This window comes from bacterium, from assembly GCA_012517375.1.
Lineage (GTDB): Bacteria > Hydrothermota > Tepidihabitantia > B3-TA06 > B3-TA06 > JAAYVC01.
In genome coordinates this window covers 58456-83008 of the sequence record JAAYVC010000095.1, presented here as the reverse complement: position 1 = coordinate 83008, position 24553 = coordinate 58456, and the positions used below count along the sequence as shown (strand labels likewise).

Here is a 24553-nt window from a genome sequence, read left to right as displayed (position 1 = left end):
TTCCTTTGATTTGCACAGAAGAAAGAAAGTGTACACTAAGGTTGTATTGCCTTTCTCCATATCTATATTCCAAAAACAGCTATCAATGTCTTTTACTGCTTTAGGTATCTGCAGGCTTTGTTTACACTTGACCCTCGCAACGGCATCAACCACACCGCAGTATTTTTTTGTGTCCGTCAGGAAAGAGTACTTACCTTCATAGGCTCTTGTTGAGTCGTGAACGCTTACGACTGCGCTGTCGGCACCGCCCTCCTTGTATTCCTCAATCTCCGTAGTCCAGTCGCCCTGCCCAAGCTCCGCACCCGGGTCGCGTATCGCGTTTACCCATATCTTTGCAGAAAGCCCCACAGATAACACCAACATCAATAAAACTATCTTTCGCATATCTTCGCCTCCTTTATGCCTTAAGTCTATCTTAAATGCAAGTTGTGTCAATAGGCATATTATCCATCAGGACACAAGGGCGAGGGCGCTACCCAGTGAGGGGTCTTTTCTACCCTGCAACATGAAATGGCGAACAGCAATCTGGCCCCCCTCTTACTCGATGCCGAACTAGACGACCTCAGGAGGCTTCGCCGGCTCGGAGCCGTCTCGCAATGACATTAGAGTGTATCTGTTACAGTTCTTCAAATCTGACCACTAACCTTGAATCCTTCCACCCCGCTAATCTGCTACGCACGTTACTCCTCAAGCTTCGTCATTTCATGTCGAGAGGCCTTCTCTTGCTCGATGCCGAAGTCGCGCTGGAAGCGCGCAGCTTCGGCCAATGCGGCTTCCAGCCGCTACTTTTGGGGAGTATTTGACCATAAAATGAGGGTACGAAGAGTTAATCCTGACTGCGATTTTGGGCCGCCTCGTTAAGGGCTTGCAGCACTTTTTCAGGGTCCTCAATGTTATATCGCTTCATTAACTCAGCCACTGTTCCCCATGCAGGCTCGCCGCACACGAAGCACGGCATACCGAATCTTACAAACACCTCCACCGTATCCGGAAAGCGGGTTATTACCTCTTCAATGCTTGAGTCTTTTGATATCAAAGTTTTGTTTTCGTTCATTATAATCTCCATAATTATTGAGAGTTATATCTCTAAAATACTTGACAACAAGCGGATTCTTTAGCATAATTAAGCGGACCATAGGAGGAAGCGATGAATATATCACGAGCCGAGAAGATACAAAACATGCTTAATGATATCCGTAGAATAGATCCGGATATCGAAGGCACTGCCGTAGCCACAAATGAAGGTCTTGTCATCGCGTCTTCTTTGAACGAGAATTTGGATGAAGAAAGGCTTTCAGCCGTTTGCGCCGCAGTCAACGAGGCTATTCGCAGAACGGCAGAGGAGCTGGATAAGGGAAGACCTACAGAAGTTCTCATTCACGCTCCGCTGGGGTACATATTCATAATGCAGGCGAGTTCGGCGTCGCTTTTGGTGGCTGTAACCAGACCTACGGCTAACGTGGGCTTGATACTGCTCGATATGCGCAAGATAGCCCGCGAAGTAACGCCTATCCTTGACTGATATTATGTTCCGGCCGTGCGGAAATAAACCTTGAAATCGCTCCAGTCTTTAGTCGTTACGAGAGGGGGCAGGGTGTCTACTTTTTTAACCGTATCTGTACTATCAACTGGTATGTGGGGAGTGAAGAGGGTTTCCGCGGTTACGTCCTTCCAGCTGGATACGTACCAGTAGTTGCCTCGCTTTATAATCTCGAGTTTCAATCCTCCTGCAAGGGTCTCGTACCCGCTGAAATCCGTCAGAATGAGGTAATTTGCATTCAAATAAGCCAGCGTATCATTCGCTGAAAAATAAGTCGTATCCACCTGCAGCAAAAGAGGAGGGATTCTTCTCGATTTATTCAGCTGGTTAAACATCTTTAGTGTGAGTTTAGATTCATCTGAGTAATTCCAGGGTGTGTATCCTATTCCTCTGGTGGAATCCTCTGGTATGAATACGAAAGAAGATGAGTCTATAGAAAGAAGATACTTTTCGTAGTCTAACGTGTTGTAGGAATCGATTAAATTGTGAAACACAGCCATTGAATCGACAGGGGTCAGGTTCCGGGCGTAGTCGCGCGGATCGAAGAAATCGCATCCCGCTATCCACATAAAACAAATGGTTATCATTGCTGAAATAAAAAACCTTTTCAAGGAAACTCCTTGTTTTTTGTTCTCCGATTGTGTCCCTTTCATCCATTCCTCCTAAAATGTTGTATTGATTGATAGATTTGTTTCAAAAGGCGCTTCGTAGTCGCTGCGCACGAATTTGACTCCTCCGTCAATCGAAAGATAGGGCCACGGTTTTATCATGATGTAGATGCCTGCATAATAACTTGATTGGGCGAGGTTTTGCGACCCCGTTGGGAAGAGTTTGAATCTCGAACCTGCAAATCCTGAAACAGAGAGCCACTCTTGAACCCATGATTTTTCGTACCACCATCTTGGCGCTTCTTCTTTTCTGCTTGCATAATAGGTCACGCCGTAATTTTGTTCAATTTCATCGCTCACTGCGGTTTGAACAAGCGCGCCGGAAACCATTCGCCAGTTTTCATAGCGGTTCCAGGATACGCTCGCCGTGGGTTGCAGCCATCCTTGCGGAAAGAACGTAAGCTGCATTTTTTCGTACCATATTCTGTTTGCCCAGTTTTTGGATGAATCAGTATAGTATTCTGTCCAGTCGAAGGAAAGGCTGGCGTTGCTTGTGATGTTAAGGTATTTTTTCATGTCCAGAGACAAGTACAATGATGCAAGGCTGGAACGCTTGAGGTTAGAGCTTGAGGAGTATGCGGATTTGACGTAATGGGTCTTGTATACGGAGTGATTGAACCTGAAATTGGTTGAAAGAAAATCCCAGGGATTAAAGGAAGTCGATAAGGTGGTTTTCTGATTGAACCTGTCCCGGTCTAGATTGTTTAGAGAATCAGGCGTATCGATACGCTCTATTGAAATGTTGTGGGAGAAGGAAATAGAGCCCGGAGAGAGGAATGTTATTTGATTCCCTGGGCTTCTTGCCCGGGAGGGGCGTCTTGAGAAATTGTGGTTTAATGTGGCTGTAAAAGAATTATGGGCAGAATTAAAGTCGTAGTAATCTTCAAGCTGGTTATGGTTTGTTCCTTCAGTAGAAAGTTGGAGCTTCAAATTGGTGTATGTCAGTATTTGATAATTAAGCAAAGCATCCAGATTGCGTGAGATTTCCTTGTATGAAAGACCCTCCCAGAGGTTGTTCTTCAGGGTATCCAGGGTATAGGAACCTTCGAGGTATATTTTTGCGCGCGGGATTATGGAAAAAGTGTCTTTGCCCCACAACGAGGCGCCTATAGCATTGTAATCCGAGAATCCTCTTGCCTCAGAACGGCCCAGATACGCTCCGCTTGTAAAGCCGGTTTTTAGGAAAGGAAGAGGCGAGAGTGATATCTCCACGGTGTCGCCGAGATTGCTTCTGCTTGAGCGCACTTCCTTCTCGTGATAAAAGCTCAGGGTGCAGGGCTTGGTAAGAACTTTTATCAAGGCTTCATTTTCTGAAACTGAATCCATGAACCAGCCGCCTTTGGGTCCGGTCGGGGCGGTTTTTTCCTCGCCGTAGCGTATCTTAAAATCGCTGTAAAGGAGGTTGGCGGATGCGTTAGTTTCAAGAAAGGCGTAAGAAGAAAGCTTCGCGTTCGTCTCGCTCCCATCAGATTCTACTGTATGGTTTTTTGTTCCATAAAGACCGCTCGATAATGTGAGCCACGTTAGCGGGTTGTAATTAATGGTAAAATTGCTCGAATAATATTCGGAGAAGTCCTTTGAAAGAGAATCCCAGCTTGAATAACTGGATTCATTAAGCGCGATTCCGATCTCTTTAGAAAACATCCTTTCGAAATAAAAGGAGCCTGCAAAACCTCGCTGAAGCACATTGTTGTATCCTGAAGCCTGGAGCATCAGGGTATCCGTGGAATATCCGCTAGGAAATATAATCAACAAGCTTAACGTAATCATCGGGGCTGAGCTCCTGTGGCCGTATTTTTTCTTTTAAGCCAAGCGATTGCATGATCCTTTCCGGAGTCTCTATTTTCGCCATTCTGAGATTGTTCAAAAGGGTCTTCCTTCTGTGCGTGAAACAAACCCTTACTTTTTTTGAAAACGAGGAGGGATCTTTCTTCCATGCGGGCGAGGAAAGGGGCGCTATTTCTATCGTGATTGAACGCACTTTAGGCTGCGGCACGAACGCTTTGGGGTCAATCTCAAAAAGCTCTCGAACAGTCAAAAAAGTTTGGGCTACAACGGAAAGAGCTGAATAATCGTGAGAGCCGGTTTGGGCTGAAAGTCTTTCAGCGAATTCCGCCTGGACTGTCAATATCGCTTTCCTCCAGAAATCCCGCTGTTCAAGAAGCCAGAAAAGGATATCTCCCGAAAGATGGTAAGGCAAGTTCCCAAGGATAAGAACGTTTTGGAAACTGGAAAGATTAAGATTCCTTATATCCCCGAAGAAGAGTTGGAGATTCTTGTTCAAACCTTCTAGAAGCTTAAGCGTAGGGAAACAGGTTTCGTCAACCTCGACCGCTACGACCAGACCGGCATATTTGAGAATAATGCGCGTGAGTTCGCCCGTGCCCGCACCAATTTCGATTACCGTATGTTCCTGCGTGGCTCCAAGGCTCGCCACTATCTTTTCGCCAACCTCCTTCCATCTCAGAAAATGCTGGCCAAGTTTTTTCTTAGGATGAACGTGCACGATTCGTCCGGATGAACCTGATTTCCAATCGCTTGTCGAAGGGAGGTTCCCAAAGTCGGTCTCAGGTCTTTCAGGCAAGAAAAAGCTCCTTCCCGTTTTTTGAGGATATATCCTTAATCGAGTCCACGCTTTCTCCGAGAACGGCTGATAAAGCTTCGGCTACGTATTTCAGGTATGAAGGCTCGTTGCGTTCATGACGGTGCGGCTCGGGTGTCAGATACGGGCAATCGGTTTCAAGAAGCAGCCGTTCACTTGGAGCGTTAATGAGCCACCTTTTAGTTCTGACTGCGTCATAAGTCAAGGTTCCGTTTATGCCTATGTAAAACCCGAGGTCGAGGATTCTATCTGCCTGATTCGAATCAGCCGATACCGAATGGAAAACGCCCCAGTAATGGCTTTTTTGTTCGACTATTTCTATGGTTTCATCCATAGCGTTCCGGCTATGAATCACTATCGGCAGTTTTACGGATTCGGCAAGCTCTATCTGTTCATTGAATGTTTTTGTTTGAATGTTTCGGGGAGAAAGGTCTCTGTAGAAATCCAGGCCGATTTCGCCAATGGCTTTTACTTTAGGATGCTTGCATAACTCTTCGATTTGAAGGAGATACCCCGGAGGTGCGTCTTTTGCATCGTGAGGATGATAACCAACAGCCACCCAGACGCCTTCGTGGTCTTCAGCGAACCTTATCGCTTCCTCCGATGATTTTATGTCCCAGGACACTTCGAGCATTATATCGATTCCTTCCTTCCTTGCCCGTTCAAAAACTTTTTCCCTGTCGTTCCGGAAGCGACTGTGGCACAGATGAGTGTGGGTATCGAACATAACTTAAGTCAGCCTTGAGCCCGGTTCTGCATCCTTATCCATAGTGGCGACGATGACTTTACCCTGGCTTGTTGCCGCAAGAAGCATCCCCTGCGATTCTAAGCCTCTGATTACTGCAGGTTCAAGATTCGCCACTATTATTATCTGTTTGCCTATTAGTTCCTCGGGTGTGTAATGCTGGGCTATGCCTGCCACAATCTGACGTTCTTCAGTGCCAACGTTAATCATGAGCTTCAGCAATTTGTTTGCATCCGGGACCCTTTCTGCACTTATCACCTTCGCAACCCTCAGGTCTATTTTTCGGAATTCCTCAATAGTTATTGCCAAAACTACTCCTTATTTATCCTATTTCCTTGAGAATACTTATCAGAATCAAGATGTCAATTGGATGATTAAAGATAGGGTAGATGTTCTATTGACATTGACAGAAGCGATTCTATTCTTAAAATAGCAGTATAATAAACAAAGGAGAATAATTAATGTCTAAGTATTTCTCTTTGAACAAGTTGCTTGTGTTGCTTTCAGTTCTGCTTGCAGCTACCGCAGGGCTTTCTTCATCAGTAACAACCGATATGATTGAGAAAGCGGCGGAAAACCAGTTGAAAATGATGCAAAGCGTCTGGAGTCGTTCACCCTATTTCGACGGTTCTTCTCCCACTATATCGCACGTAATTCCTCTTCAGTCTGTCGAATCGGATGAACCTCTCGGTTATATCGCGGAACTATCTCCGAAAGGATTTATTGTTTTCTCTGCGACAACGGACATTTCACCTGTAATAGCCTACTCGTACGAATCCAATTTTCCTTGGGTGGAATCCAGCGAGAACATACTTCTGGATATGGTCAGAAAGGACCTTTCGCTCCGGAACAAGGCATTGTCTGAGTCCGCCGTTTCGCATGAACAGATTGCGGCGGATAATCGTGCATGGAGCAAATACCTTTCCGGAAATGCTGTCCCCCTTGAAACTAAACAGTGGCCTGAACCAGGCTACTCTTCTACGACAGGCTGGGTTAAGACTGCATGGGATCAGGGGCCACCCTACAGTAACTACTGCCCAAAGGACCCCCGTAATGGTGAACGCTGCGTTGTTGGATGCGTTGCAACAGCCATGGCTATGATTGTTGACTATCATTCGGACAGGCGCGATTATATTGCTAAATTCCAATTCGGAAGTTCTGACAGATACGTTTCTCATCGCACCAGTCCGCCCATTAATATAGACGCGGACTCAATTACATACAATTTTCCGAGCTTCAATAAGCTTAACGAATACATCTCAACTCTGCGGGAGCAGTACATCTCGAATGCCTACCTGAACATGTCTAACAGAGCGGCATTGAACTTTGCCTGCGGTATTACGGTCAGGATGGGATACGGCTACGACGGCTCAGGAAGCTTTACAAACCGCGTGGCCGGGGCCCTTGTTAGCAAATTCGGTTATAAATCTGCAACTGTCATGACATCGGGATTCTATCCCACTTTGAGCAAGAATATGAAGGATTCTCTGCCCGCAGAACTAGGCATTCAGGGCACTCAAGAAGGGCATGCAATAATATGCGACGGCTTGCGTGAAATTGACGGACAACAGGACCAGTATCATCTCAACTTCGGATGGGGAGGAAGCAGTCCTGATCCTATGAGCGCTGCCTGGTATGTCCTGCCCAGCATGCCTGCCGGTTATTCCATAATCGACGAAGTAGTGGTAAACATATACCCGCCCGATTTATCGTATCAGCCGGATAATCTTATCAGTCTATCCCCGGACAATAATTTCATTGGCGACGGCATATACGACAAGACAGGAAATACCCAAAAGATGTTTCTCCCCATGGGTGGAAGCGCGCCTAGCGTCTATTACGTAAAGGTTCAGAATGACGGTGACCTGGACGCAACAATGAAAGTAACTGTATCCAAGTCGGGAAGTGCTAGCGCCACCATAAAGTGTTACGATAACGTTTCAGGAACGGATATTACGTCCTCGGCGACAGATAAAGGCTGGTTTACTCCTGCGCTAAAGCCCGGCAAGGAAAAAATAATAAGGATCGAGATCACGTCTTCCAGTTCTTCTGACACTTGCAACGTTGATGTGTTGACCGTGGCCAAGGAAGACGAAGCGTTCAAGGATATGATAAGGATTACGAACTTCACAGGCATTGAGGAAGACGGTCGACCGCTCTCATATCCTCTTTCAATTTCGTCGCGGGAACTAATAGGCAACTCATCCGTCAATCTCGATTACACGCTTCCTCAAAGCTGCTTTACGAGCGTCAACATCTACGATGCCTCGGGCAGGCTCGTGAGAAATCTTATAAAAAAGACGGCTGACGCAGGTCTTAATACGACTTCATGGGATACGCGCGATAACGACTCCCAAAAGGTTTCCCCTGGTACATATTTCATAATCCTTCATGCTGATGGCAAATCCGCTGCAACAAAAGTAGTAATCACTCGCTGAGATATTCATCAATTCGAAAGGGCTGTTCCACAAAGGAACAGCCCTTTTTTTTACCTCTTTCCAGAGGCCCTCTCCTGGAGGGGATGAGAAGTTAAGAACTCATGAAATTCTGGTAGAGTATCCCGTAGCGCGTTCTCACAGGTTCATTGGAACCCATGCGGGCAACCCAGCCGTTCTGGACAACCTGCCACGTACCGGGCTTGACGCCTTTCGATTCGACGAATGCGTTCACCGCTTCAGGACCCATGACGTTATTCTTGCCCATGAGGGCGGTTATCTCCGCATACTTATCGAGCGTTATACCTTCAATCGGCTGCCACATGGGATCGCTTAAGTCGATAGGCTGCGAAGCGGCCTGCTGGTCGGCAGCGGCTTTTGCTTGCATATCCTGAGACTTCTTGATGGCTTCGTTCGCGTTCTTCATCATATTATCGAAATCCTTGAACATGCCCATAGTTCCTCCTTATTTTGGACGTTTTGAAATCAGTATAGGCAGGAAAGACACGGTTGTCAAGCCGTACCCAAAGGGCATTTCCATTATCATACGGAAATAACACATCCAACGAAACTTAAGCCTTGTTGAGAGGGTAGGGGATGGCGTCATTGCGGGGAGGTGGCTCCGAAGGGCGACGCTTGCGGAGCAATCTCATAGCACTTACATAAAAATCATGGGATTGAACTTCGGGTTGTGAGTTTCTTCCGGGAGATCGCCACGGTCGGCAAAGCCACATTAGACTCGTAATAATAAACGGCTGAAGCGGAGCTTCATCGCATGCGCATCCGGCGCTACCTCGCGATGACGATGGGTGGATGTTCCCCATCCCTGGAAGTAATCTTTGATTATCTTCCTGTGGTCAAAGCAAATATCACCCCAAGAAATTACTTCGTAATTACTCCGAAAATGTCGTCATTCAATGTCCTTGGGGACCCCGATTGAAGTAGTCACGGATGATTGTTAAATGATCAAATACAATTTGTTCAGGTAATTCATCCAGCTTGAAGACGCGGGCTACCTTCGCGTCATCGCCCTCCTTCAACTCGCCTATGCCGTCCGCGGTATAGACAATCGAGACAACGTGGAAGCGCGGGTCGCGTGAAGGGTCCGAATACACGCCGAACAATCGAAGATCTTCCAGTTCGAGGTTAGTCTCCTCCTTCATCTCCCGGCGCACTGCCTGCTCGACCGTCTCGCCAATCTCCACCATACCGCCCGGAATCGCCCAGCCAAGGGGAGGGTACTTCCTTTCAATCAGGATAATCCCACCCTCATATCGAATGATGCAATCGGTGGCTACAAGAGGTGATTTTGGTTTCCAGGTCATAATCTAGTAGAGAGATCGATAGGGAAGAGGACTCGGCTTATTAGTTCCCCTTCCCCCCTGCTCCGTACCACCCCCTCCACAAGGGAGGGGGATAGTTTAAGATAACTCTTGTTCATGCCCCAAATCAATGCGCCTCGGCCCAGTTAGAGCCTGCGCCAATCTCGACAACGAGAGGCACCGAAAGCTTCCACGCAGACTCCATGTCGCGCTTGACAATCTCCTTCGCCCTTTCCACGTCCTTTTCAGGCACCTCGAACAGAAGCTCGTCGTGAATCTGCAGGAGCATGCCGGGCTCGATGCCCTGGTCAGAAAGACTCTTCTCGACCTTTATCATCGCCGCTTTGATGATGTCTGCAGCCGAGCCCTGCACGGGCGCATTGATTATCGCGCGTTCGGCAACATCAGCCCTGTCAGGCACGTGCGGCATTCTGCGAATGCGTCCTGCAACAGTCGATACATATCCCTTCTGGATTGCCTCCTCGACGATTCGCTCGCGCCAGATAGATACGCCCGGGAACGAGGCAAGGTAGTGGTCAATAAAATGCGCGGCCTCTTCCGTAGAAACGCCCATGCGGCGCGCGAATCCGTAAGGCCCCATTCCGTAGATGATGCCGTAGTTTATTGCCTTCGACATCCTTCGGTGGTCTGCCGTTATCTCCGACTTCTTTACTCCGAATACACGCATCGATGTTTCCGTATGCACGTCTCGGCCCTGCCTGAATATCTCCGCAAGCGCATCATCCTGGGCTATATGGGCAAGAACCCTGAGCTCTATCTGGGAGTAATCGGCCGAGATGAGCTTGTAGCCTGGGGCAGCGGCAAAGCCTTTGCGCACATCGGGTCCGCGCTCGCCGCGGATAGGGATGTTCTGAAGGTTTGGATTATATGTTGAAAGTCTGCCTGTCGAGGCGCCCGTCTGATCGAATGTCGTATGAATCCTTGAATCCTTGTCCGCCAGCGTAACCAGCGGCTTCAGATATGTCGATAAAAGCTTCGAGAACTCCCTCCAGTCAAGCACTTTGCGGATGGCCGGATGCGCGTCAACCATCTCCTCAAGAACGTCGGCCGAAGTCGAGTAGCCGGTTTTAGTGCGTCTTCGAGGCCGAAGGCCGAGTTCCTTGAATAGCACTTCAGCGAGCTGCTTGGGGGAGGCTATGGTGAATCTGCGTCCGGCAAGCTTGTAGATCTCTTCCTCCAGTTTTTCAAGTTCGGCTCCCCACTGGTCAGTCAAATTCTCGAAGTATCCAGTATCGATTCTTACACCGCGCTCCTCCATCCGTGCGAGAACCGGTATCAGGGGAACCTCCATCTCATTGTAAACCTTCAAGGCTCCAACGTTCTTAAGCTCAAGCTCGTAGCGCTCGCCAGCTTCGTGCATGAGACTCAAGGCGTCCTGCGGAGAGGATAACGGTCTTCCCGCGGTCTGGACAAGAAGCCTCTCAAGCGTTCTCAAGGAAAGGTCGGAGTTTTCGACGAACGCCATCAAATGCAGGTCCCAGAGTTTGCCCTGAACGTCGAATCCTTTTTTTATGAGCGGCTTTGCATCCCATAGTATCTTGGGGTACGTCTTGTCTGCAAGCAGCTCTCGGGTTTGTTTCTCGTCTATCTCCGCCACGCTGAATCCATCGGATGCAAGAATCCTGACCCATTCGCCTTCACTCTGATCGAACATATCCTTCTGGCCGGATTTCTCCTCGAACAGGAAGGATATAGGATCGCCCCTCTTTGGTTTGAAGCCGGTCTTGACTATCTCCTGCGTTGCGCGTTTGGAATCTTTGACCTTCATGCGGGACAGCCTTGAAGTGAAGCCGAGCTCGGAGTAAAGCTCCTGGAGTCTTGAGTCGTCGGGTTCAAGACGCTTCAAATCGTCCTTGCCTATCTTCAGAGGAACTTCTTTGTGAAGCTGAACGAGTTCGTACGAAAGCTCGGCAATCTCCTTGTGTTCGGCGAGCTTGGCGTCTTGAGCAAGGGCGGTTCTAAGATCGCCGTACTTTTCGATGAGCGCGAGGGCCCGTTTCGGTCCAATGCCCGGTACGCCCGGTATACCGTCCGAGGCGTCGCCCATCAGGGCTAGAAGGTCAGTAACCTTTTCAGGCGCAACACCCATCTTCTTTTTAACTCCTTCAGGATCGAACTCCTCGTCTTTGTAAGAGTCGTAGACTACAACATTCTCCTCAACAAGCTGCGACAAGTCCTTGTCGCCTGAAACGATTACTATCTTCTCGAAATTCTGTTTGAACCGCTCGGTTATGGTTGCCATAATGTCATCGGCCTCATAACCCTCCATTGCATAAACCGGCAGGCCCTGATTCTTGGCAATCTCCGCTATCATAGGCACCTGCCATATGAGCTCATCAGGAGTTTCAGGCCTGTCTTTCTTGTAATCCCTGAACTTGGTATGTCTGAAAACCTCCCTGCCTGCGTCAAACGTTATTACAATGAAATCTGTCGGGTAGCGCTCCTCGATTTTGTCCATTGCCTGAAGGAATCCGTATATGGCAGATGTGTTGCGGCCCTTTGAATCCCTCAAGGGGTTGCGTACTAGGGCGAAATACGAGCGGTATGCAATGGAGTGCCCGTCTATTAAGACAAGTGTCAACCTAACCTCTTTACCCCTGGCGTGCGATTCGGGATTTTCTCGCGAGTTCTGTCGCACGGTAGAGCGATTCGAAGGTGCCGGCGTCCGTCCACCAACCTGAAAGCTTTGCCCAACGCATCTGGCCCCATGAGATGTACGTGTTGTTCACGTCCGTAATCTCAAGCTCGTTTCTTGCAGACGGTGAAAGTCCCTTGACAATCTCGAATACCCTTTTGTCGTAGAAGTAGATGCCTGTGACGGCAAGGTTTGATTCTGGATTCTTAGGCTTCTCGACTATCTTTGAAACTCTTTTTCCGTCTACAGAAGCCACGCCGAACCTGCATGCATCCTTGACTTCCTTCAAAAGAATCATAGCTCCAGCGCCGGTCGCATTATACTTATTTATGTAGGGGAGGAGGGGGGCTGAAAAGATGTTGTCCCCAAGTATCACGATAACCGGCTCGTCTTCTGAAAAATCCTCAGCCAGGGAAAGCGCCTCGGCGATTCCGCCGTGTCCGTCCTGGTAGGTGTAGTGCAGCCCCTTGATGCCGAACTTCTTGCCATTGCCGAGGAGCCTTAAAAAATCGCCCGCAAACTCGCCGCCGGTAACGAGAAGGATTTCCTCGATTCCGGCCTCGACCAGTTTCTCTAAGGGATAAAGCACCATCGGCTTATCGTAAACAGGCAGGAGATGCTTGTTCGTAACGTTGGTCAGGGGTGAGAGCCTTGTTCCCATTCCTCCGGCAAGTATTACGCCTTTGTGAAGTTTCATGCGCTATCTTACACGGGTCAGGGGAGGAGTCAAGTATAACCGGCGTCATAATCTCTTGCATGTATTAGATATCGACACTCGATCAAGTCGCTATCGACTTATAGACTTTCCCATGACCGCAAACTTGATGTGATAACCGAAACTTTGGCTATACCCGATAGATAAATCCTTGTCGCGGGGGGGCGTATCGACTTGGGAAGTCAATTTGTTTTTCGGTTGACATATCGGGGAGCATGTCTTATAATGCCTTATGAAGCGTTGGCTTACACTCGTCTCGATTTTTTTGTTTTTGGCAGGATGCGCGTCGCAATCCGTTAAAAAAGCAAGGAGCGAGCTCGATATACTGTACATCTCAGAACTTCCTCGCTCGGACGCCGAGTTTTCCGCGCTCTACTCCTCGATAAAATCATTCAACAAACCGCTTGTTATAATTGATGATTCATCCTTTTCAACTCTTGCCGATCTTGCATGGTGGGAGGGCGAGAAGGAGCTCTTTCTCTGTGATACTCTGGGGGCTGACATATTCCTTCCACCTTCGACTTGGCTTTATCTTGGTGCAGAAAAGCTCAAGCAACTATCAGCAGAGGCCGATTTCTTTATCGTCAGTCTCAATCTTTGCGACGATTCGATGAGATATCCTCTTCCGCGCTACATGATCAGAACCCAGAGTCCTTACAGACTTGCTTTTTCAGCTGCAGCGCCCGCTTTCCCCGAAGGAATGGGTTCAGCGGGCTTGAAATTCTTAGATACCGACTCGCTTTTACCCGTTACCGCATCTTTCCTCGCGCTTCAATCAGACTACTTTTTTTTCTTCAACACTGATTCCTTGAACAAGGCCGCATCGGGAATCGAGTCGATTTCCAGAGGAGGAAGGTCCCGCGACTTGACCCTAAGTATTCAAAGCGCTCGGGAATTCAGACTCAAAGAGAAGCCTATAAGGCCAGCCGGTCAGTCGACGCTTAATCCGTACTCGCTATGGAGCGCCAAAGTCGATTCAATGGATTCCGAGATCATAGGTTTCAGCGCTCAAGGCATAGGCAGGGATTCGCTTCGAACGCTTGCTGAAAATATCTTGAAATCTGCATCCCAGGAGGGCGCTATAGTCTACCTGGGAGACGGGTTTGTCAGAGATTCGTTGCCGGCAGGTGATATAACCTTCGGCCAGATGCGAAGGATTTTCTCCCCGGAGATTTTTCTTGCGGTTTCAAGCGAGGACTATATCGCGTCGGCGGGAGAAAACAAAAAAGATTTGGGTTTGAACGTGAAAGAAGTAATCGTACCGTCATCCCTTTTTGTCGGCAACATGGCTTTTGAGGGAGTGCAAGCAAGACCGACAGGTCTTGTGTCGGGATGGTTAGCCAAGCAAATGTTTGCAAAGGAGGACGATTGACGCAGATAGCAGTTGCAAAAAAAGATGAAAAGAAGAGCGGGATGAGATGGGGAAGACTGCTCTGGACCCTTTTCGTGGTTTTGTATCTTTTCAACTTCGTAAAGAATCTTTTTGGAGATGTCGCGGGCTCGGAAGCGGCTATACCGATAGTATATTTTTCCTTATGGCTCTTGTGGCTGGGCGTCGAGTTTTACCTTGGAGCGTTGTTTTTCCAGTCGAGTCTTGTACCGAACTTCAATCCCTGGCTAAAGGCCGGTTTTGCAATTTACTTCTATGCCCTTCAGGGTCTCGCGCCCTGGGACGCTTTCGGCGGGACCGAGATCCGGTTTCTTTATCCTTTGTTCGGCGTTCTTGGGTTACTCATCTTTGCCTCAGGTATATCTGTCCGGCTCTGGTCTCTTTTCGTCATAAAATCAAAAAAGAATCCCAAGGATGTACTCAGGACAAGACCATGGCAGCTTTCAAGACATCCCCGCTATATCGGGATGCTTCTCATCATGTTTGCCGTGCCCATTGTCTTCTTTTCGCCTTGGGCTATGCTTTTGACCGTTGTTGTGGGACTTCCTTTGTGGTATCTTGAAATTAGATTCGAGGAGCGCAAGCTTGCCGTTGAATGGGGCGAAGTTTATAAAGAGTACTCAAGGAATACTCCTCTTTCTCCTCGCTTTAAGCCTTAGTTCCTGCTTTCCATCTGGCAGACAGAAGAGCGAAGGTCATCCAAAGAGGATTGTTTCGCTTGTACCGAGTCTTACCGAGATAGTGTATGCATTGGGCGCGGAATCAAGGCTTGCGGGTGTTACGACCTTCTGCGACTATCCTAAAGATGCATTAACTAAGCCAACTGTCGGCGATTTTCTTTCTCCAGATCCTGAAAAGCTCGAGGCGTTGAAGCCGGATTTAATTCTTGTTACGACGCCGACGCAGTCTCAGCTTGCTGTGTCCCTGAAGACAATGGGATACAGGGTAGCCGTGTTCAGGGATCCCTCCAGCATTAAGGAGATGCTTGAACAGATTGAATCGCTAGCGGATACTGTCGGCGTTCACGAGAAGGGAAAGCGGCTTGCAGACAGTCTTCGCAGGGAGCTTGCCTCGATAGAAAAAAGGGAAACCGTTTCTGTCTACGTTGAGATATCGTCGAGTCCCTTGATTACCGTCGGAAAGACATACATTACCGATGGACTCGAAAAAATAGGGCTTCGCAACGTATTTTCCGAACGTGAAGGGTATCCTGCTATTGACCAGGAGGAGGTCATCAAACGCTCGCCAAGGGTCATACTGCTTCTTTATCCCGGCGCGAGTCGGGAATCCGTGCTTTCGCGCATCGGCTGGTCCGGCATCCCCGCTGTAAGGGAAAGGCTGGTTTTTGATTCTCTTCCGCTTGACGAGATGATGCGTCCGGGTCCTCGTTTTGTCGGTGCTCTCGTAAAAACAGATTCCATCGTCACTCATGCGCACTAGTCTGGGCTGGCTGCTTCTTGGTATCCTTCTTGCCGCGCTTGTAATCCTTTCTTGCTTTTTGGGACCTGCCGGATTCTCCCTTGAGCTGCTGGTTTTCCGGCTTCCGAGGGTGATTTTGACCGTATTTGCGGGCGGTATTCTTGCATTCGTGGGCGCCAGCTTGCAGGGGCTTCTCGAAAACCCTTTAGTAGACCCTTATATAATCGGCTCATCCTCAGGTGCGGGAGTCGGTGTCGCCCTTTCGCTTCTTTTCGGGTGGACGTCCGTTTTCGGCAGGCCTTTATTCGCGTTCGCAGGAGCAATAGGCGCGCTTGCGCTCGTGTACGCAATAGCCAGCGTTCGCGGCAGGGCGACCAGGCTATCCCTCATACTCTCAGGGGTTGCCCTGAGCTTCGTCTGTTCGAGCCTTGTAATGGTGCTCATGGTGCTTTCACGCTCCGAACTTTCCCAGATCATCTATCTTCTTATGGGTTCGACCAACATCATCTTTACCCCGCAGGAACTCTGGACATTTATCGTTTCGGCATCGCTTTCCGTTGCAGGCGCCGCATGGATACTCGGTCGATGGCGCTCGCTCGATATCCTTTCATCCAACGTAGAAGCCGCGGAAACGCTGGGAGTCAACACGCGCAGACTGACTTCCGAGGTCTTTATAATATCCGCCTTGCTCGTTGGTGTCGTTGTCGCATTTGCAGGCGCCGTGAGCTTCGTGGGGCTTATTGTTCCCCATATCGTCCGTTTCCTCTTCGGGCCCAGACACTTGCGGGTTCTTCCGGCAAGCGTCCTTGTTGGAGCATCTTTGCTTCTCGCCTCCGATCTCGCGCTCAGGCTTTTTTCCATGGCTACGAACGTTTATCTGCCACTTTCGGTTGTCACAACGATTATAGGCGTGCCGTTCTTCCTCTTCATCATGAAAAGGAGGCTTAGTGTTTGATGTTCGCGCGCTTTCCTTCTCCTATCCGAGACGGCCTCTTTTCGAGAACCTCTCGGCGAGCATCGGCAAGAGCGAATTCGTATCCGTTGTTGGACCGAACGGGGCAGGAAAGAGCACGTTCGTGAAGCTTCTCGCGCGTCTTCTTCATCCATCGTCCGGCGGTATCCTATTTAACAGTACCGAGCTCGATTCCATCAGCCGACGCGAGCTTGCCAGAAGCCTTGCATACGTTGCGCAGGAGAGCCGTTTCAGCCTTGATTTTACCGTTATCGAGACCGTGCTTCATGGACGCCATCCTTACCTTGGCGCGCTCGAGCGCTATCGCTCATCCGATTACGCCCTAGCCCGCTCGGCGCTCGAGAGGCTTGGTATTCTCCATCTCGCGGAAAAGTCCATCAACAATATCTCATCTGGAGAGCGCCAACTCGCCGTTATCTGTCGAGCGCTCGTGCAGGAGCCATCCGTAATCCTTCTCGATGAACCTCTCAATCATCTAGATCTTGCACACCAGCACGATGTGCTCGCGCTTCTCAGAAGCTTGAACGAGGAGGGGATTTGCATCGTTCTCGTTGCGCACGACCTCAACCAGGCCGCGCTCTGCTCGAACCGGATGCTCATCTTCGCCCGCGGCCGGCTAGCCGAGGACGATTCTCCCGACGCGCTCCTTAAGCCAGAGATCATAGAACGTTACTGGGGAGTGCGGCCGGTCGAGGGCCGGCACCCGCAGACAGGCAGGCGCCAGATTTTTCTGCCGCTTTAATTAACCCCAAGCGATAAAGTCGTTCTCGCTTGAAGGCCCCGTTTTTATTCTCGAGACAAAAAGGATCGTCCAGATGAAAGTGGCAATACAATCCTGCGATTCGGCGTCCCCGCTAAGATGCGAACCAGCTTTGGGTAAAGGTAAGGGCGGCTTTCGCCGCCCGTCATTTTATCCTTAAATGATTTACTTGACGATAGTCACCTTCGCCGTCTTTGTGTCGGCGCCGGCGTCGAGTCTCATGTAGTAGACGCCTGCGGATACCGCACGGCCCGCGTCGTCCGTGCGATCCCAGAAGAGGATGTGATTGCCTTTACTCATTTGACTGCTCGCAAGCGTCCGCACCAGCCTGCCTGATTCGTCAAAAACGGAAAGGGTTGCGCTTGAAGCAGTGGGTAGCTCGTATTCGATGGTCAAATTACCCGCACTCAGCTCAGGCGCTGAAAGACGAAGCTCCGGCAGCGACTGGATTTTCCGAGGCTCCAAAGCTTCCTCGTGTTCCATCGGTGTATTGCGATTCGGGAGCCCGAGCAGCCTCTGCGAGGCCTCAAGCTTCTGCATCTTCGCTGTGACCGCCCCGTAGTCGGTCTTTTGTTCCTTCCCCTTTACTCGCGCAATAGCCATCCAGCTGAAGGTCGCGTTGCGGTCGCCAACATCGGAAACAGCCGTAAAACCATTTACCGACACGTCCTTCACGTATATGCCGCTGTAAGAACCTTCGGGCGTCACGATTACCTTTATCGGGATTTCCTTTGAAATCACCTTTGGGTACGGCTCATCGAACTCTATCCTCGCTGTGCCGTTGGAGAGCTTTGTCCGTCCCGATATCGTGTACTCCGGATAGGGCGCCTCGGTTGCCGACATGGTGACCCACGTGCCGTCGTCGAGCTTGATCACGTTGTCCTTGTCGCCTGTTACGTAAAGGTCGCCCGAAACGGTAACGTCGCCCGTAAAGTATGCGGCATCTTCAGGACCGTACGCTCCGATTCCTATATCCGAGGAGTTGCAAATAGTTGCCGAGGACGACCCCGGGCCATGGAAGAACGCCCCGTACGAATTGGCTCCAAGATACATATATGAGCCGCTGATATGAGAGAAGTGGGCGGCGTAAGAGGCCGCGGTCGCCGCGTATGAGCCCAAAGCTTTCGTGGAACCGCCGAGATATGCGTAGTTGCCGTTGGTGTATCTTCCGTAGGCTCCATAGCTGGAAGATCCAAGAATGCCGTAGTTGCCCGAAGAGCTGCTGCCGTATGCGCCGTTGGAAGATGAACCTAGATAACCGTAATTGCCGCTGCTCCTTCCATATGCGCCGTAAAGGTTGTGTGCCAGGTACCCGTAGTTTCCTGACGAGCTGTCGTATCCGTAGGCCCCGTAATAATATGAACCCAGGTATCCATAGTTGCCCGAGGAAGAATGTTTTCCATAAGCACCGTAGTCGTCTGAACCAAGATATCCATGGTTATTGCTTGAGCTATCTTTGCCATAAACCCCGTAGTCGTCGTGACCCAGATATCCGTAGTTAACATAAACTTGTGAGATGCCTTTGACGGCCCAAGGGCTGGCATAGCCTTCAATCCTTTCGGCGAAAAGGCTTGCGCTCACAAGCATCACTGCGACGATAACCATTAGTTTTTTCAGGGTTGACATTGTTATCTCCTTTAGGTTTGTTTTACGGAGACAGGAAACACCAGCCTTGAAAATCACTCTGTGATTTTCAAGGGACCCCATGACGCCCATCGCAGCATTGGGTTCAACACGGCGCCGCCCAGGCGCCTCCTTAAAGACCGGCAGTAAAATTGCGGAAGTAAAACTTCCGCCAAGCGCCTTCCAGGCGCGCCCTCCTTGCTGTCTCGCAAGTTTATAGTATACTCGCAATACAACCTGTGTAGAAATTTATTCCTTTTTGTCGAGAACAGGGCCGCACGAGTTGACCTCGTTCCCAAAGCCCGTATAATCGAGCGTTATGGAGCACTTACCTCTCCTCGCAAAACTCGGAATCATCTTCGGCGTCATCATCCTGGTCATGATTTTCAGGCTGCCGACGTTCGTTCCCATCCTGCTCGGCGCAATAGTAACCGGCATACTCTTCACCATGCCTGCGTTCGATATCGCGAGGACCTTTCTCGATAGCGTCATCGATTTCTACACCATTGACACCATCCTCATCGTATGCTTCATCGAGATCCTCGGCAAGATGATGAAGGAGCGCGGAATCCTCTCCCGCTTCGCCGGAGGCGCCGACTACCTGCTGCGCGGCTCTCGCGTGAGCGTGGTCACGATTCCGATGTTCGTCGGTCTCCTGCCAATGCCGGGCGGCGCATACTTCACGGCCCCAATGACCGAGGAGCAGATAAAGCCCTACGGAATAAAGCCAGGGCTTGCGGTCTACATCAACTACTGGTTCAGGCACGTGTGGGAGTACTTCTGGCCGCTGTACCCAGGCCTTATCGTGGGCTTCGCCATCATCAAGAACTTGACAGTCGGCTCCGTTATCGTCCACCAGTCGTTCGTCACCCTGCTCGCTATAGCCGCAGGCGCCGTTATCCTCTTCGCATTCGTCAAGCGCAGAGATGTTCGTCCCGAACGCCTGCCGGGCAAGGGCAGCTCCTCCACAAAAGACGTGCTCTACGGCGCGTTTCCTCTCATGATCATCGTCGTCCTCATCGCTATCACGCAGGCGCTGGGTTCGATAATCAAGATTCCCGTTTCCGCGGTCATGCTCGTCGTTCTGGTCTCTTCGTGGATATTCTACAAGGTGCCTCTCAAAGGCTCAGGAAAGCTCATCCTTTCCGCGCTCGACTGGCGCGTTATATCGCTAATGGCTTCGGTCATGTTCTTCAAGTACATGCTCGACCGCTCGTCCGCCCTCGCCGGTCTGGGTCCTATGCTTTCCGGCGCCCCCTCCTCCCTCATCGTCGCCATGATAATGTTCCTGCCCTTCGTCGTCGGGCTCCTCGTGGGGCTTAACCAGGCTTACGTTGCAACCACGTTCCCCCTGCTCGCGCCCTTCATCGGTCATGACCCCGGACTCGTCATGCTCGCCTATGCGTTTGGCTTCTTCGGCGTCATGCTTTCGCCCTCGCATCTCTGCCTTGCCTTATCCCGCGAGTACTTTCGGGCAAGCTGGGGTTCGGTCTACAAGTGGCTGGTTCCATCCGTTATCGCTGTCGCAATCGTGACGTTCGCGGTCTGGCTTCTGCTGTTCCAGCACCCCAATCGATAACTGCGTTCTCGTTTGGGGACCCCCCGGATGTCCCCGCCCCCAACCCCCTACCCTATGAGGTGCAGGCACCCCAAGGGGCACGCTGTCCACCAGGGAGGGGGACCCGTAACAACACTCCCACGTCATTCTGAGGATGCTTCTAGCGGCCGTGAGTCCGAAGGGCGACGCTTGCGGAACAATCGCCTTCAGCCTTTTTTCAGACAAGGGGCTTAAGCCCCTTGTCTTTGCGAGATTGCTTCGAGCAATCGAAGCAATCTCATGGCAACATGCTTAAAACACATGGCTCTTTCTTGCGTTTTTTGAGATAGTGCTATGAGATCGCCACGGTCGCCTTCGACTCCCTCGCGATGACGGATTCTTTTACGCCTTAAGTTCCTGATAAGAATGGGCTTGACAAGGAAGGGAAAAGGGGTAAGATTTCGTAATTCCGAATTCAAAAAAAAGAAACCAAACAGGAGGTTTCTATGCAATATGTTCTGCTTTCTCTTTTGATTGTGGTTATCGTTCTACTTGTATTTGTGCTTCTAAAAAAACCCACTAAAAGTGAGGAAAAAATATCAGAAATCTTAAAAGGTTTTAATAACGAATTAGGAAGTACTGTACGTGGTGAGTTTGCAACCAATCGAAAAGAATCCAATGAAAACGCTAAGGTTCTTAGGGAAGAAGTAAATAATCAAATAAAAGACTTATCCGAATCAACTGGGAAAAGACTTGATTACATGAGAGATACTATGGATCAGAAGCTAAAGGAATTACGGGAAGACAATGAAAAAAAACTTGAACAAATGCGACAAACAGTTGATGAAAAACTACACACAACTCTTGAAAAACGTTTAGGTGAATCGTTCAATCAGGTAAGTAAGCAACTTGAATCCGTTCAGCAGGGGCTTGGTGAGATGAAGACTTTGGCGGCCGATGTTGGCGATTTCAAGAAAGTATTAACCAATGTGAAAGCTAGAGGTACTTGGGGGGAGATTCAACTAGGCAATCTTCTTGAAGAAATATTAACACCTGAACAATACGAAAAAGATGTGCAAATAAAGAAGGGGTCAAAAGAGAGGGTTGAATACGCCATAAAGTTGCCTGGTAAAAGCGATGAGGATGGAGGAGAGGTCTTTCTACCTATAGATGCAAAATTTCCACAGGCAGATTATTCCAAATTGCTTGAAGCCCAAGAAAAGGCAGATGTCACGCTGATTGAGATAGCTAGAAAACAACTAGCGGATACAATCAAAAAAGAAGCTAGATCAATCAAAGATAAATACTTAGATCCACCAAAGACTACAGATTTTGGAATAATGTTCTTACCCACAGAGAGTCTATTTGCGGAGATTATAAGAATACCAGGGTTATCCGAGAGTCTGCAAAGTGAATTTAGGGTTGCAATTAATGGTCCAACGACGCTTGCTGCATTTCTCAATAGTTTGCATATGGGGTTTAGAACTTTGACAATCCAAAAACGTTCTAGTGAAGTATGGAAATTGCTAGGTGCTGTTAAGACCGAGTTTGGGAACTTCGGTCAGCTTTTAGAAACCACACAAAAGCAATTGCAAACTGTAAGTGGTACAATAAAAAGAGCCACTACAAAAACGAAAACGATACAGGGTAAACTTAGAAAAGTCGAAGAACTTCCCGTTGAAGAAGCAAAGCAAGAAATTGGATATGAAGAAGAAAATGAAGATCAAGATGATGGAAATGAGGAAGGAAACATCTAGCCCGAGCGGTGCGGGTCGACTTGAAAGTCGGCCCCTACGTTGAATCATCTTCCTGAGGAGAGGGTAAAGATCAAGATGATTTGGGCAATTGCTTCGTCTTCTGGATGAAGCCTCGCAATGACATTGGAATGTTGCTCTGAGGCGTTCCATTGAACCTGACAACAAACTATTAAATCTGACTTCATCTTAGCGGTTGATTTGTCCATCTTTTGACCAGCTTTTGACCATCTTTTGTCCCACTTCTGACCAACTTCTGACCTACTTTTTTTCACGAAAAATACTCCGAGAAAACCTACCGCCCTGAGTGGCGGTTTTAAATTTGTCCCTATTATTTGGTCATTTTGGAAGGCAAATTTCCCGAATTGTCCATCTTTTGATCATCTTTTGACCATCTTTTTCTATCCCACAAACCTGCTCCGCAGCTTTGCGGGGACCCTTTTAGAAAGATGCGCTTGGTTCCATCGAAATAAAAATAAAAAATAACTTAGTAAATCGCCGTCACTTATTACGTGTCGTAGGAATTGAATCCCTCAGCTTAAGTCAATCTATAACTTAAGGAAAGGAATAACTTAAGCAAATCGCCGCCACTTATTGTGGCGGCGATCGCTCGCTACATGCGGAGTCTTTGTGCTCATTGGGTTATCCGTTGGGGCAGACTCCATAACCCCTTGTCGGATAGTAACTTCTACTCGTTGTATCGTTGGTTGTAATCGTCAATCACGGGCTTAGAGGTTTGCTCGGGAAACAGGTCGGTATGCACGAGAATGCCGCCTGAAAGAATCACAGAACCTTGCGAATCGCCGCCTTCGACTTCGTATAAGTCACCTGATCCCGGAGTATACTCGTCGTCGAGGTCTGCCTTTGTGTATTCATTCAAAAGGTCTTTTGCTTCCTGCCATGAGACGGAGCCGTGCTGATCGCCCTGCATTGCTTCAACTATATAAGAATCCAGCAACTTATGCCAATAGCTCTTCATCATCGTATGGGAACTGAAGAGGTCGATCCCTACAACCTCATCGCCTACGCATACGATAACGCCCTTCATGTTTGAGTTGTTGTCGGCAAGGTCTTTGAGCTTTTTCCAGTACTTGTCGCGGTCGCCCTGGTAGGATTTTGAATCGTAAATATCCTTGAATGCGCCGGTTGAAGAAGCGCCGCCCATTACTTTCTCTTGATTCTCAGCTACTTTAGCCCAGACTTCTGACTGATTTTTATTCGCCCGTGCGTTGGCTCGTACAGAAGGCGAGACGTTGATGTCTGCGGCTGCAAACTCCTTGCTTGAGCCTGACCAGCGGCCGTGTTCGGTGCAGTAGACTGCGACTTCGAGCCATCCGGAGTTCGGTGGAAGGATAAGGTCGTTTTCTATCATTCGGTCCTGTTTAGCGCCGAGGATGACTTCGCCTGCCATCGCGAAAACGGAGTTCGATCCCTTATTTTTCACAAGTACTGTATTGACTTCGCCTTCGTCCTTTTCCTTGACAACGACGAGCCCTTTATCCAGGGCATCCTTGAGAACCATAAAGCTTTTAGCGTCGCCGGAGTAGGATAGGGGATAGATTCTCAGGTTTTCAGCCTCTGTATAGTTGAGAATGCTCACCTTTCCGGGTATTGCGTTGACTACGGCTTCATCGTCTGCAGTTGAACCCAGAACTGCAAGTATAACTCCTAAGAAAAACTTCATGATAGCCTCCTAGTGCTAATCCGTTAGTTTGAATTTTACAGGTACCGAGATCTTGACTGCAAGAGCCTTGTCGCCCTGCATCGCAGGGGTAAAGCGGGCCTTGCGGACAGCATCTACGGCTGCACTGTCAAGTTCAGCGAAACCGGAACCTTTTAAAATCCTTGTATCAAAGACCAGTCCTTCTTCGTCGAGCGCTGCACCTACGATAACGAGTCCTTCGGCTTCAAGTCTGCGCATCCTTTCGGGATACCTTACGTCCATTTTTCCTACAAGTTGAGGCTTTACAGCGTTTACAGGAGGGATGTTGACATCGTCGAACGTCCTCTTCAGACGGTCGTTGCCTATTAATGTAATATCGTTGAAATTTGTTTGCCCAGGTAAGGTTGTATCTGCCTTATCGTCGGATGTTGCCTTTGTCACCTCGACGACCTTGCTGTTAATGGGCGGAGGAGTGTATTTTGTTTCATCCATCAATGTTCCGTTCCATTTAACCGGATCCGAGCTTACCCTTTTTATTTCCATCGGTTTAATTCCCATATTTCCAAGTACCAGAAAGAGCGTGACAACTATTCCCAGTGAGCCTATCACTCCCATCTGCATGCGTTCGGTTGCATGTTCGCGGATGGTGGCTGTTTTTTGTGCCATTTCATCCTCCTTTGTCCATTAATACCGCAGGAGCATTAAATTATTCCCTTGAGAAGCGGTTTTGTGGCTGATTCGATGTATTTGT

Annotated in this window: 24 protein-coding genes; 10 read left to right on the top strand and 14 right to left on the bottom strand. The window is 49.1% G+C overall.

Annotation, left to right across the window (positions count from 1 at the left end):
- Window positions 1-384 (bottom strand): hypothetical protein (locus GX441_10225; protein NLI99018.1); only part of this gene is annotated, 384 nt, incomplete at its 3' end.
- Window positions 385-596: 212 nt separating this feature from the next.
- Here GX441_10225 and GX441_10220 point away from each other — a divergent pair.
- Window positions 597-803, top strand: coding sequence for a hypothetical protein (locus GX441_10220; GenBank protein NLI99017.1), 207 nt, complete (start codon window positions 597-599; stop codon window positions 801-803).
- A gap of 23 nt (window positions 804-826) precedes the next feature.
- Here the strand turns inward: GX441_10220 and GX441_10215 are convergent, their stop codons facing one another.
- Window positions 827-1054 carry a DUF1858 domain-containing protein gene (locus GX441_10215; GenBank protein NLI99016.1) on the bottom strand — a complete coding sequence of 76 codons (228 nt, stop codon included), beginning with the start codon at window positions 1052-1054 and terminating at the stop codon, window positions 827-829.
- 93 nt (window positions 1055-1147) lie between these two features.
- Here GX441_10215 and GX441_10210 point away from each other — a divergent pair, with 93 nt between their 5' ends.
- Window positions 1148-1522, top strand: a complete 375-nt coding sequence (locus GX441_10210) for a hypothetical protein (protein ID NLI99015.1) — start codon at window positions 1148-1150, stop codon at window positions 1520-1522.
- Window positions 1523-1524: 2 nt separating this feature from the next.
- On the opposite strand, the gene GX441_10205 is transcribed toward GX441_10210, so the two are convergent.
- Genes GX441_10205 through metG form a run of 5 tightly spaced genes read right to left on the bottom strand, consistent with a single transcriptional unit; the run spans window position 1525 to window position 5864 of the window.
- Window positions 1525-2151, bottom strand: coding sequence for a hypothetical protein (locus GX441_10205; protein NLI99014.1), 627 nt, complete (start codon window positions 2149-2151; stop codon window positions 1525-1527).
- A 51-nt stretch (window positions 2152-2202) separates the two neighbouring features.
- Complete coding sequence (locus GX441_10200) at window positions 2203-3978, bottom strand: hypothetical protein (GenBank protein ID NLI99013.1); 1776 nt, start codon at window positions 3976-3978, stop codon at window positions 2203-2205.
- A complete protein-coding gene (gene rsmA, locus GX441_10195; GenBank protein NLI99012.1) occupies window positions 3944-4792 on the bottom strand; it encodes a ribosomal RNA small subunit methyltransferase A in 849 nt (282 codons plus the stop codon). The genes GX441_10200 and rsmA overlap by 35 nt, the downstream gene beginning before the upstream one ends.
- On the bottom strand, window positions 4785-5537 hold the full coding sequence (locus tag GX441_10190; protein ID NLI99011.1) for a TatD family hydrolase: 753 nt from the start codon (window positions 5535-5537) through the stop codon (window positions 4785-4787). The genes rsmA and GX441_10190 overlap by 8 nt, the downstream gene beginning before the upstream one ends.
- A gap of 3 nt (window positions 5538-5540) precedes the next feature.
- Window positions 5541-5864: a methionine--tRNA ligase subunit beta gene (gene metG, locus GX441_10185; protein NLI99010.1), complete on the bottom strand. Its 324-nt coding sequence runs from the start codon at window positions 5862-5864 to the stop codon at window positions 5541-5543.
- 152 nt (window positions 5865-6016) lie between these two features.
- Here metG and GX441_10180 point away from each other — a divergent pair, with 152 nt between their 5' ends.
- Entirely contained in the window at window positions 6017-7993 is a 1977-nt protein-coding gene (locus tag GX441_10180; protein NLI99009.1) for a T9SS type A sorting domain-containing protein, read from the top strand.
- Window positions 7994-8084: 91 nt separating this feature from the next.
- Here the strand turns inward: GX441_10180 and GX441_10175 are convergent, their stop codons facing one another.
- The 4 genes from GX441_10175 to GX441_10160 all read right to left on the bottom strand — a co-directional run bounded on the left by GX441_10175 (window position 8085) and on the right by GX441_10160 (window position 12665).
- Complete coding sequence (locus GX441_10175) at window positions 8085-8447, bottom strand: hypothetical protein (protein ID NLI99008.1); 363 nt, start codon at window positions 8445-8447, stop codon at window positions 8085-8087.
- Between the two features lie 457 nt (window positions 8448-8904).
- Window positions 8905-9315 carry an NUDIX hydrolase gene (locus tag GX441_10170; protein NLI99007.1) on the bottom strand — a complete coding sequence of 137 codons (411 nt, stop codon included), beginning with the start codon at window positions 9313-9315 and terminating at the stop codon, window positions 8905-8907.
- 124 nt (window positions 9316-9439) lie between these two features.
- Window positions 9440-11914: a DNA polymerase I gene (gene polA, locus GX441_10165; protein ID NLI99006.1), complete on the bottom strand. Its 2475-nt coding sequence runs from the start codon at window positions 11912-11914 to the stop codon at window positions 9440-9442.
- A 10-nt stretch (window positions 11915-11924) separates the two neighbouring features.
- A complete protein-coding gene (locus GX441_10160) occupies window positions 11925-12665 on the bottom strand; it encodes an NTP transferase domain-containing protein (GenBank protein ID NLI99005.1) in 741 nt (246 codons plus the stop codon).
- Window positions 12666-12915: 250 nt separating this feature from the next.
- On the opposite strand from GX441_10160, the gene GX441_10155 reads away from it, so the two are divergent.
- From GX441_10155 to GX441_10135, 5 genes are read left to right on the top strand one after another with little or no spacing between them, the layout of a single operon-like run.
- Window positions 12916-14055 carry a hypothetical protein gene (locus GX441_10155; protein ID NLI99004.1) on the top strand — a complete coding sequence of 380 codons (1140 nt, stop codon included), beginning with the start codon at window positions 12916-12918 and terminating at the stop codon, window positions 14053-14055.
- Complete coding sequence (locus GX441_10150) at window positions 14052-14732, top strand: isoprenylcysteine carboxylmethyltransferase family protein (GenBank protein ID NLI99003.1); 681 nt, start codon at window positions 14052-14054, stop codon at window positions 14730-14732. Before GX441_10155 ends, GX441_10150 begins: the two co-directional genes overlap by 4 nt.
- Window positions 14665-15513: an ABC transporter substrate-binding protein gene (locus GX441_10145; protein NLI99002.1), complete on the top strand. Its 849-nt coding sequence runs from the start codon at window positions 14665-14667 to the stop codon at window positions 15511-15513. The genes GX441_10150 and GX441_10145 overlap by 68 nt, the downstream gene beginning before the upstream one ends.
- Complete coding sequence (locus GX441_10140) at window positions 15503-16447, top strand: iron ABC transporter permease (protein NLI99001.1); 945 nt, start codon at window positions 15503-15505, stop codon at window positions 16445-16447. The genes GX441_10145 and GX441_10140 overlap by 11 nt, the downstream gene beginning before the upstream one ends.
- A complete protein-coding gene (locus tag GX441_10135; GenBank protein ID NLI99000.1) occupies window positions 16440-17207 on the top strand; it encodes an ABC transporter ATP-binding protein in 768 nt (255 codons plus the stop codon). The genes GX441_10140 and GX441_10135 overlap by 8 nt, the downstream gene beginning before the upstream one ends.
- Before the next feature lie 183 nt (window positions 17208-17390).
- On the opposite strand, the gene GX441_10130 is transcribed toward GX441_10135, so the two are convergent.
- Window positions 17391-18851, bottom strand: coding sequence for a hypothetical protein (locus GX441_10130; GenBank protein ID NLI98999.1), 1461 nt, complete (start codon window positions 18849-18851; stop codon window positions 17391-17393).
- A gap of 316 nt (window positions 18852-19167) precedes the next feature.
- On the opposite strand from GX441_10130, the gene GX441_10125 reads away from it, so the two are divergent.
- Both GX441_10125 and rmuC read left to right on the top strand, forming a co-directional pair.
- Entirely contained in the window at window positions 19168-20427 is a 1260-nt protein-coding gene (locus GX441_10125; protein ID NLI98998.1) for a DUF401 family protein, read from the top strand.
- A 464-nt stretch (window positions 20428-20891) separates the two neighbouring features.
- Window positions 20892-22142 carry a DNA recombination protein RmuC gene (gene rmuC, locus GX441_10120; protein ID NLI98997.1) on the top strand — a complete coding sequence of 417 codons (1251 nt, stop codon included), beginning with the start codon at window positions 20892-20894 and terminating at the stop codon, window positions 22140-22142.
- A 685-nt stretch (window positions 22143-22827) separates the two neighbouring features.
- Here rmuC and GX441_10115 read toward each other — a convergent pair.
- A complete protein-coding gene (locus GX441_10115; protein ID NLI98996.1) occupies window positions 22828-23823 on the bottom strand; it encodes a hypothetical protein in 996 nt (331 codons plus the stop codon).
- Between the two features lie 15 nt (window positions 23824-23838).
- The gene (locus tag GX441_10110; protein NLI98995.1) at window positions 23839-24468 is read right to left on the bottom strand and encodes an energy transducer TonB; all 630 of its coding nucleotides are present in this window, start codon (window positions 24466-24468) and stop codon (window positions 23839-23841) included.
- Between the last annotated feature and the right edge of the window lie 85 nt (window positions 24469-24553).

Excerpts from the sequence above, each read along its gene's own strand:
- GX441_10220 (NLI99017.1), top strand. The coding sequence starts at position 597 with ATGACATTAGAGTGTATCTGTTACAGTTCTTCAAATCTGACCACTAAC.
- GX441_10215 (NLI99016.1), bottom strand. The coding sequence starts at position 1,054 with ATGAACGAAAACAAAACTTTGATATCAAAAGACTCAAGCATTGAAGAG.
- GX441_10210 (NLI99015.1), top strand. The coding sequence starts at position 1,148 with ATGAATATATCACGAGCCGAGAAGATACAAAACATGCTTAATGATATC.
- GX441_10200 (NLI99013.1), bottom strand. The coding sequence starts at position 3,978 with ATGATTACGTTAAGCTTGTTGATTATATTTCCTAGCGGATATTCCACG.
- GX441_10190 (NLI99011.1), bottom strand. The coding sequence starts at position 5,537 with ATGTTCGATACCCACACTCATCTGTGCCACAGTCGCTTCCGGAACGAC.
- GX441_10180 (NLI99009.1), top strand. The coding sequence starts at position 6,017 with ATGTCTAAGTATTTCTCTTTGAACAAGTTGCTTGTGTTGCTTTCAGTT.
- GX441_10175 (NLI99008.1), bottom strand. The coding sequence starts at position 8,447 with ATGGGCATGTTCAAGGATTTCGATAATATGATGAAGAACGCGAACGAA.
- GX441_10170 (NLI99007.1), bottom strand. The coding sequence starts at position 9,315 with ATGACCTGGAAACCAAAATCACCTCTTGTAGCCACCGATTGCATCATT.
- GX441_10160 (NLI99005.1), bottom strand. The coding sequence starts at position 12,665 with ATGAAACTTCACAAAGGCGTAATACTTGCCGGAGGAATGGGAACAAGG.
- GX441_10155 (NLI99004.1), top strand. The coding sequence starts at position 12,916 with ATGAAGCGTTGGCTTACACTCGTCTCGATTTTTTTGTTTTTGGCAGGA.
- GX441_10140 (NLI99001.1), top strand. The coding sequence starts at position 15,503 with ATGCGCACTAGTCTGGGCTGGCTGCTTCTTGGTATCCTTCTTGCCGCG.
- GX441_10130 (NLI98999.1), bottom strand. The coding sequence starts at position 18,851 with ATGTCAACCCTGAAAAAACTAATGGTTATCGTCGCAGTGATGCTTGTG.
- GX441_10125 (NLI98998.1), top strand. The coding sequence starts at position 19,168 with ATGGAGCACTTACCTCTCCTCGCAAAACTCGGAATCATCTTCGGCGTC.
- rmuC (NLI98997.1), top strand. The coding sequence starts at position 20,892 with ATGCAATATGTTCTGCTTTCTCTTTTGATTGTGGTTATCGTTCTACTT.
- GX441_10115 (NLI98996.1), bottom strand. The coding sequence starts at position 23,823 with ATGAAGTTTTTCTTAGGAGTTATACTTGCAGTTCTGGGTTCAACTGCA.
- GX441_10110 (NLI98995.1), bottom strand. The coding sequence starts at position 24,468 with ATGGCACAAAAAACAGCCACCATCCGCGAACATGCAACCGAACGCATG.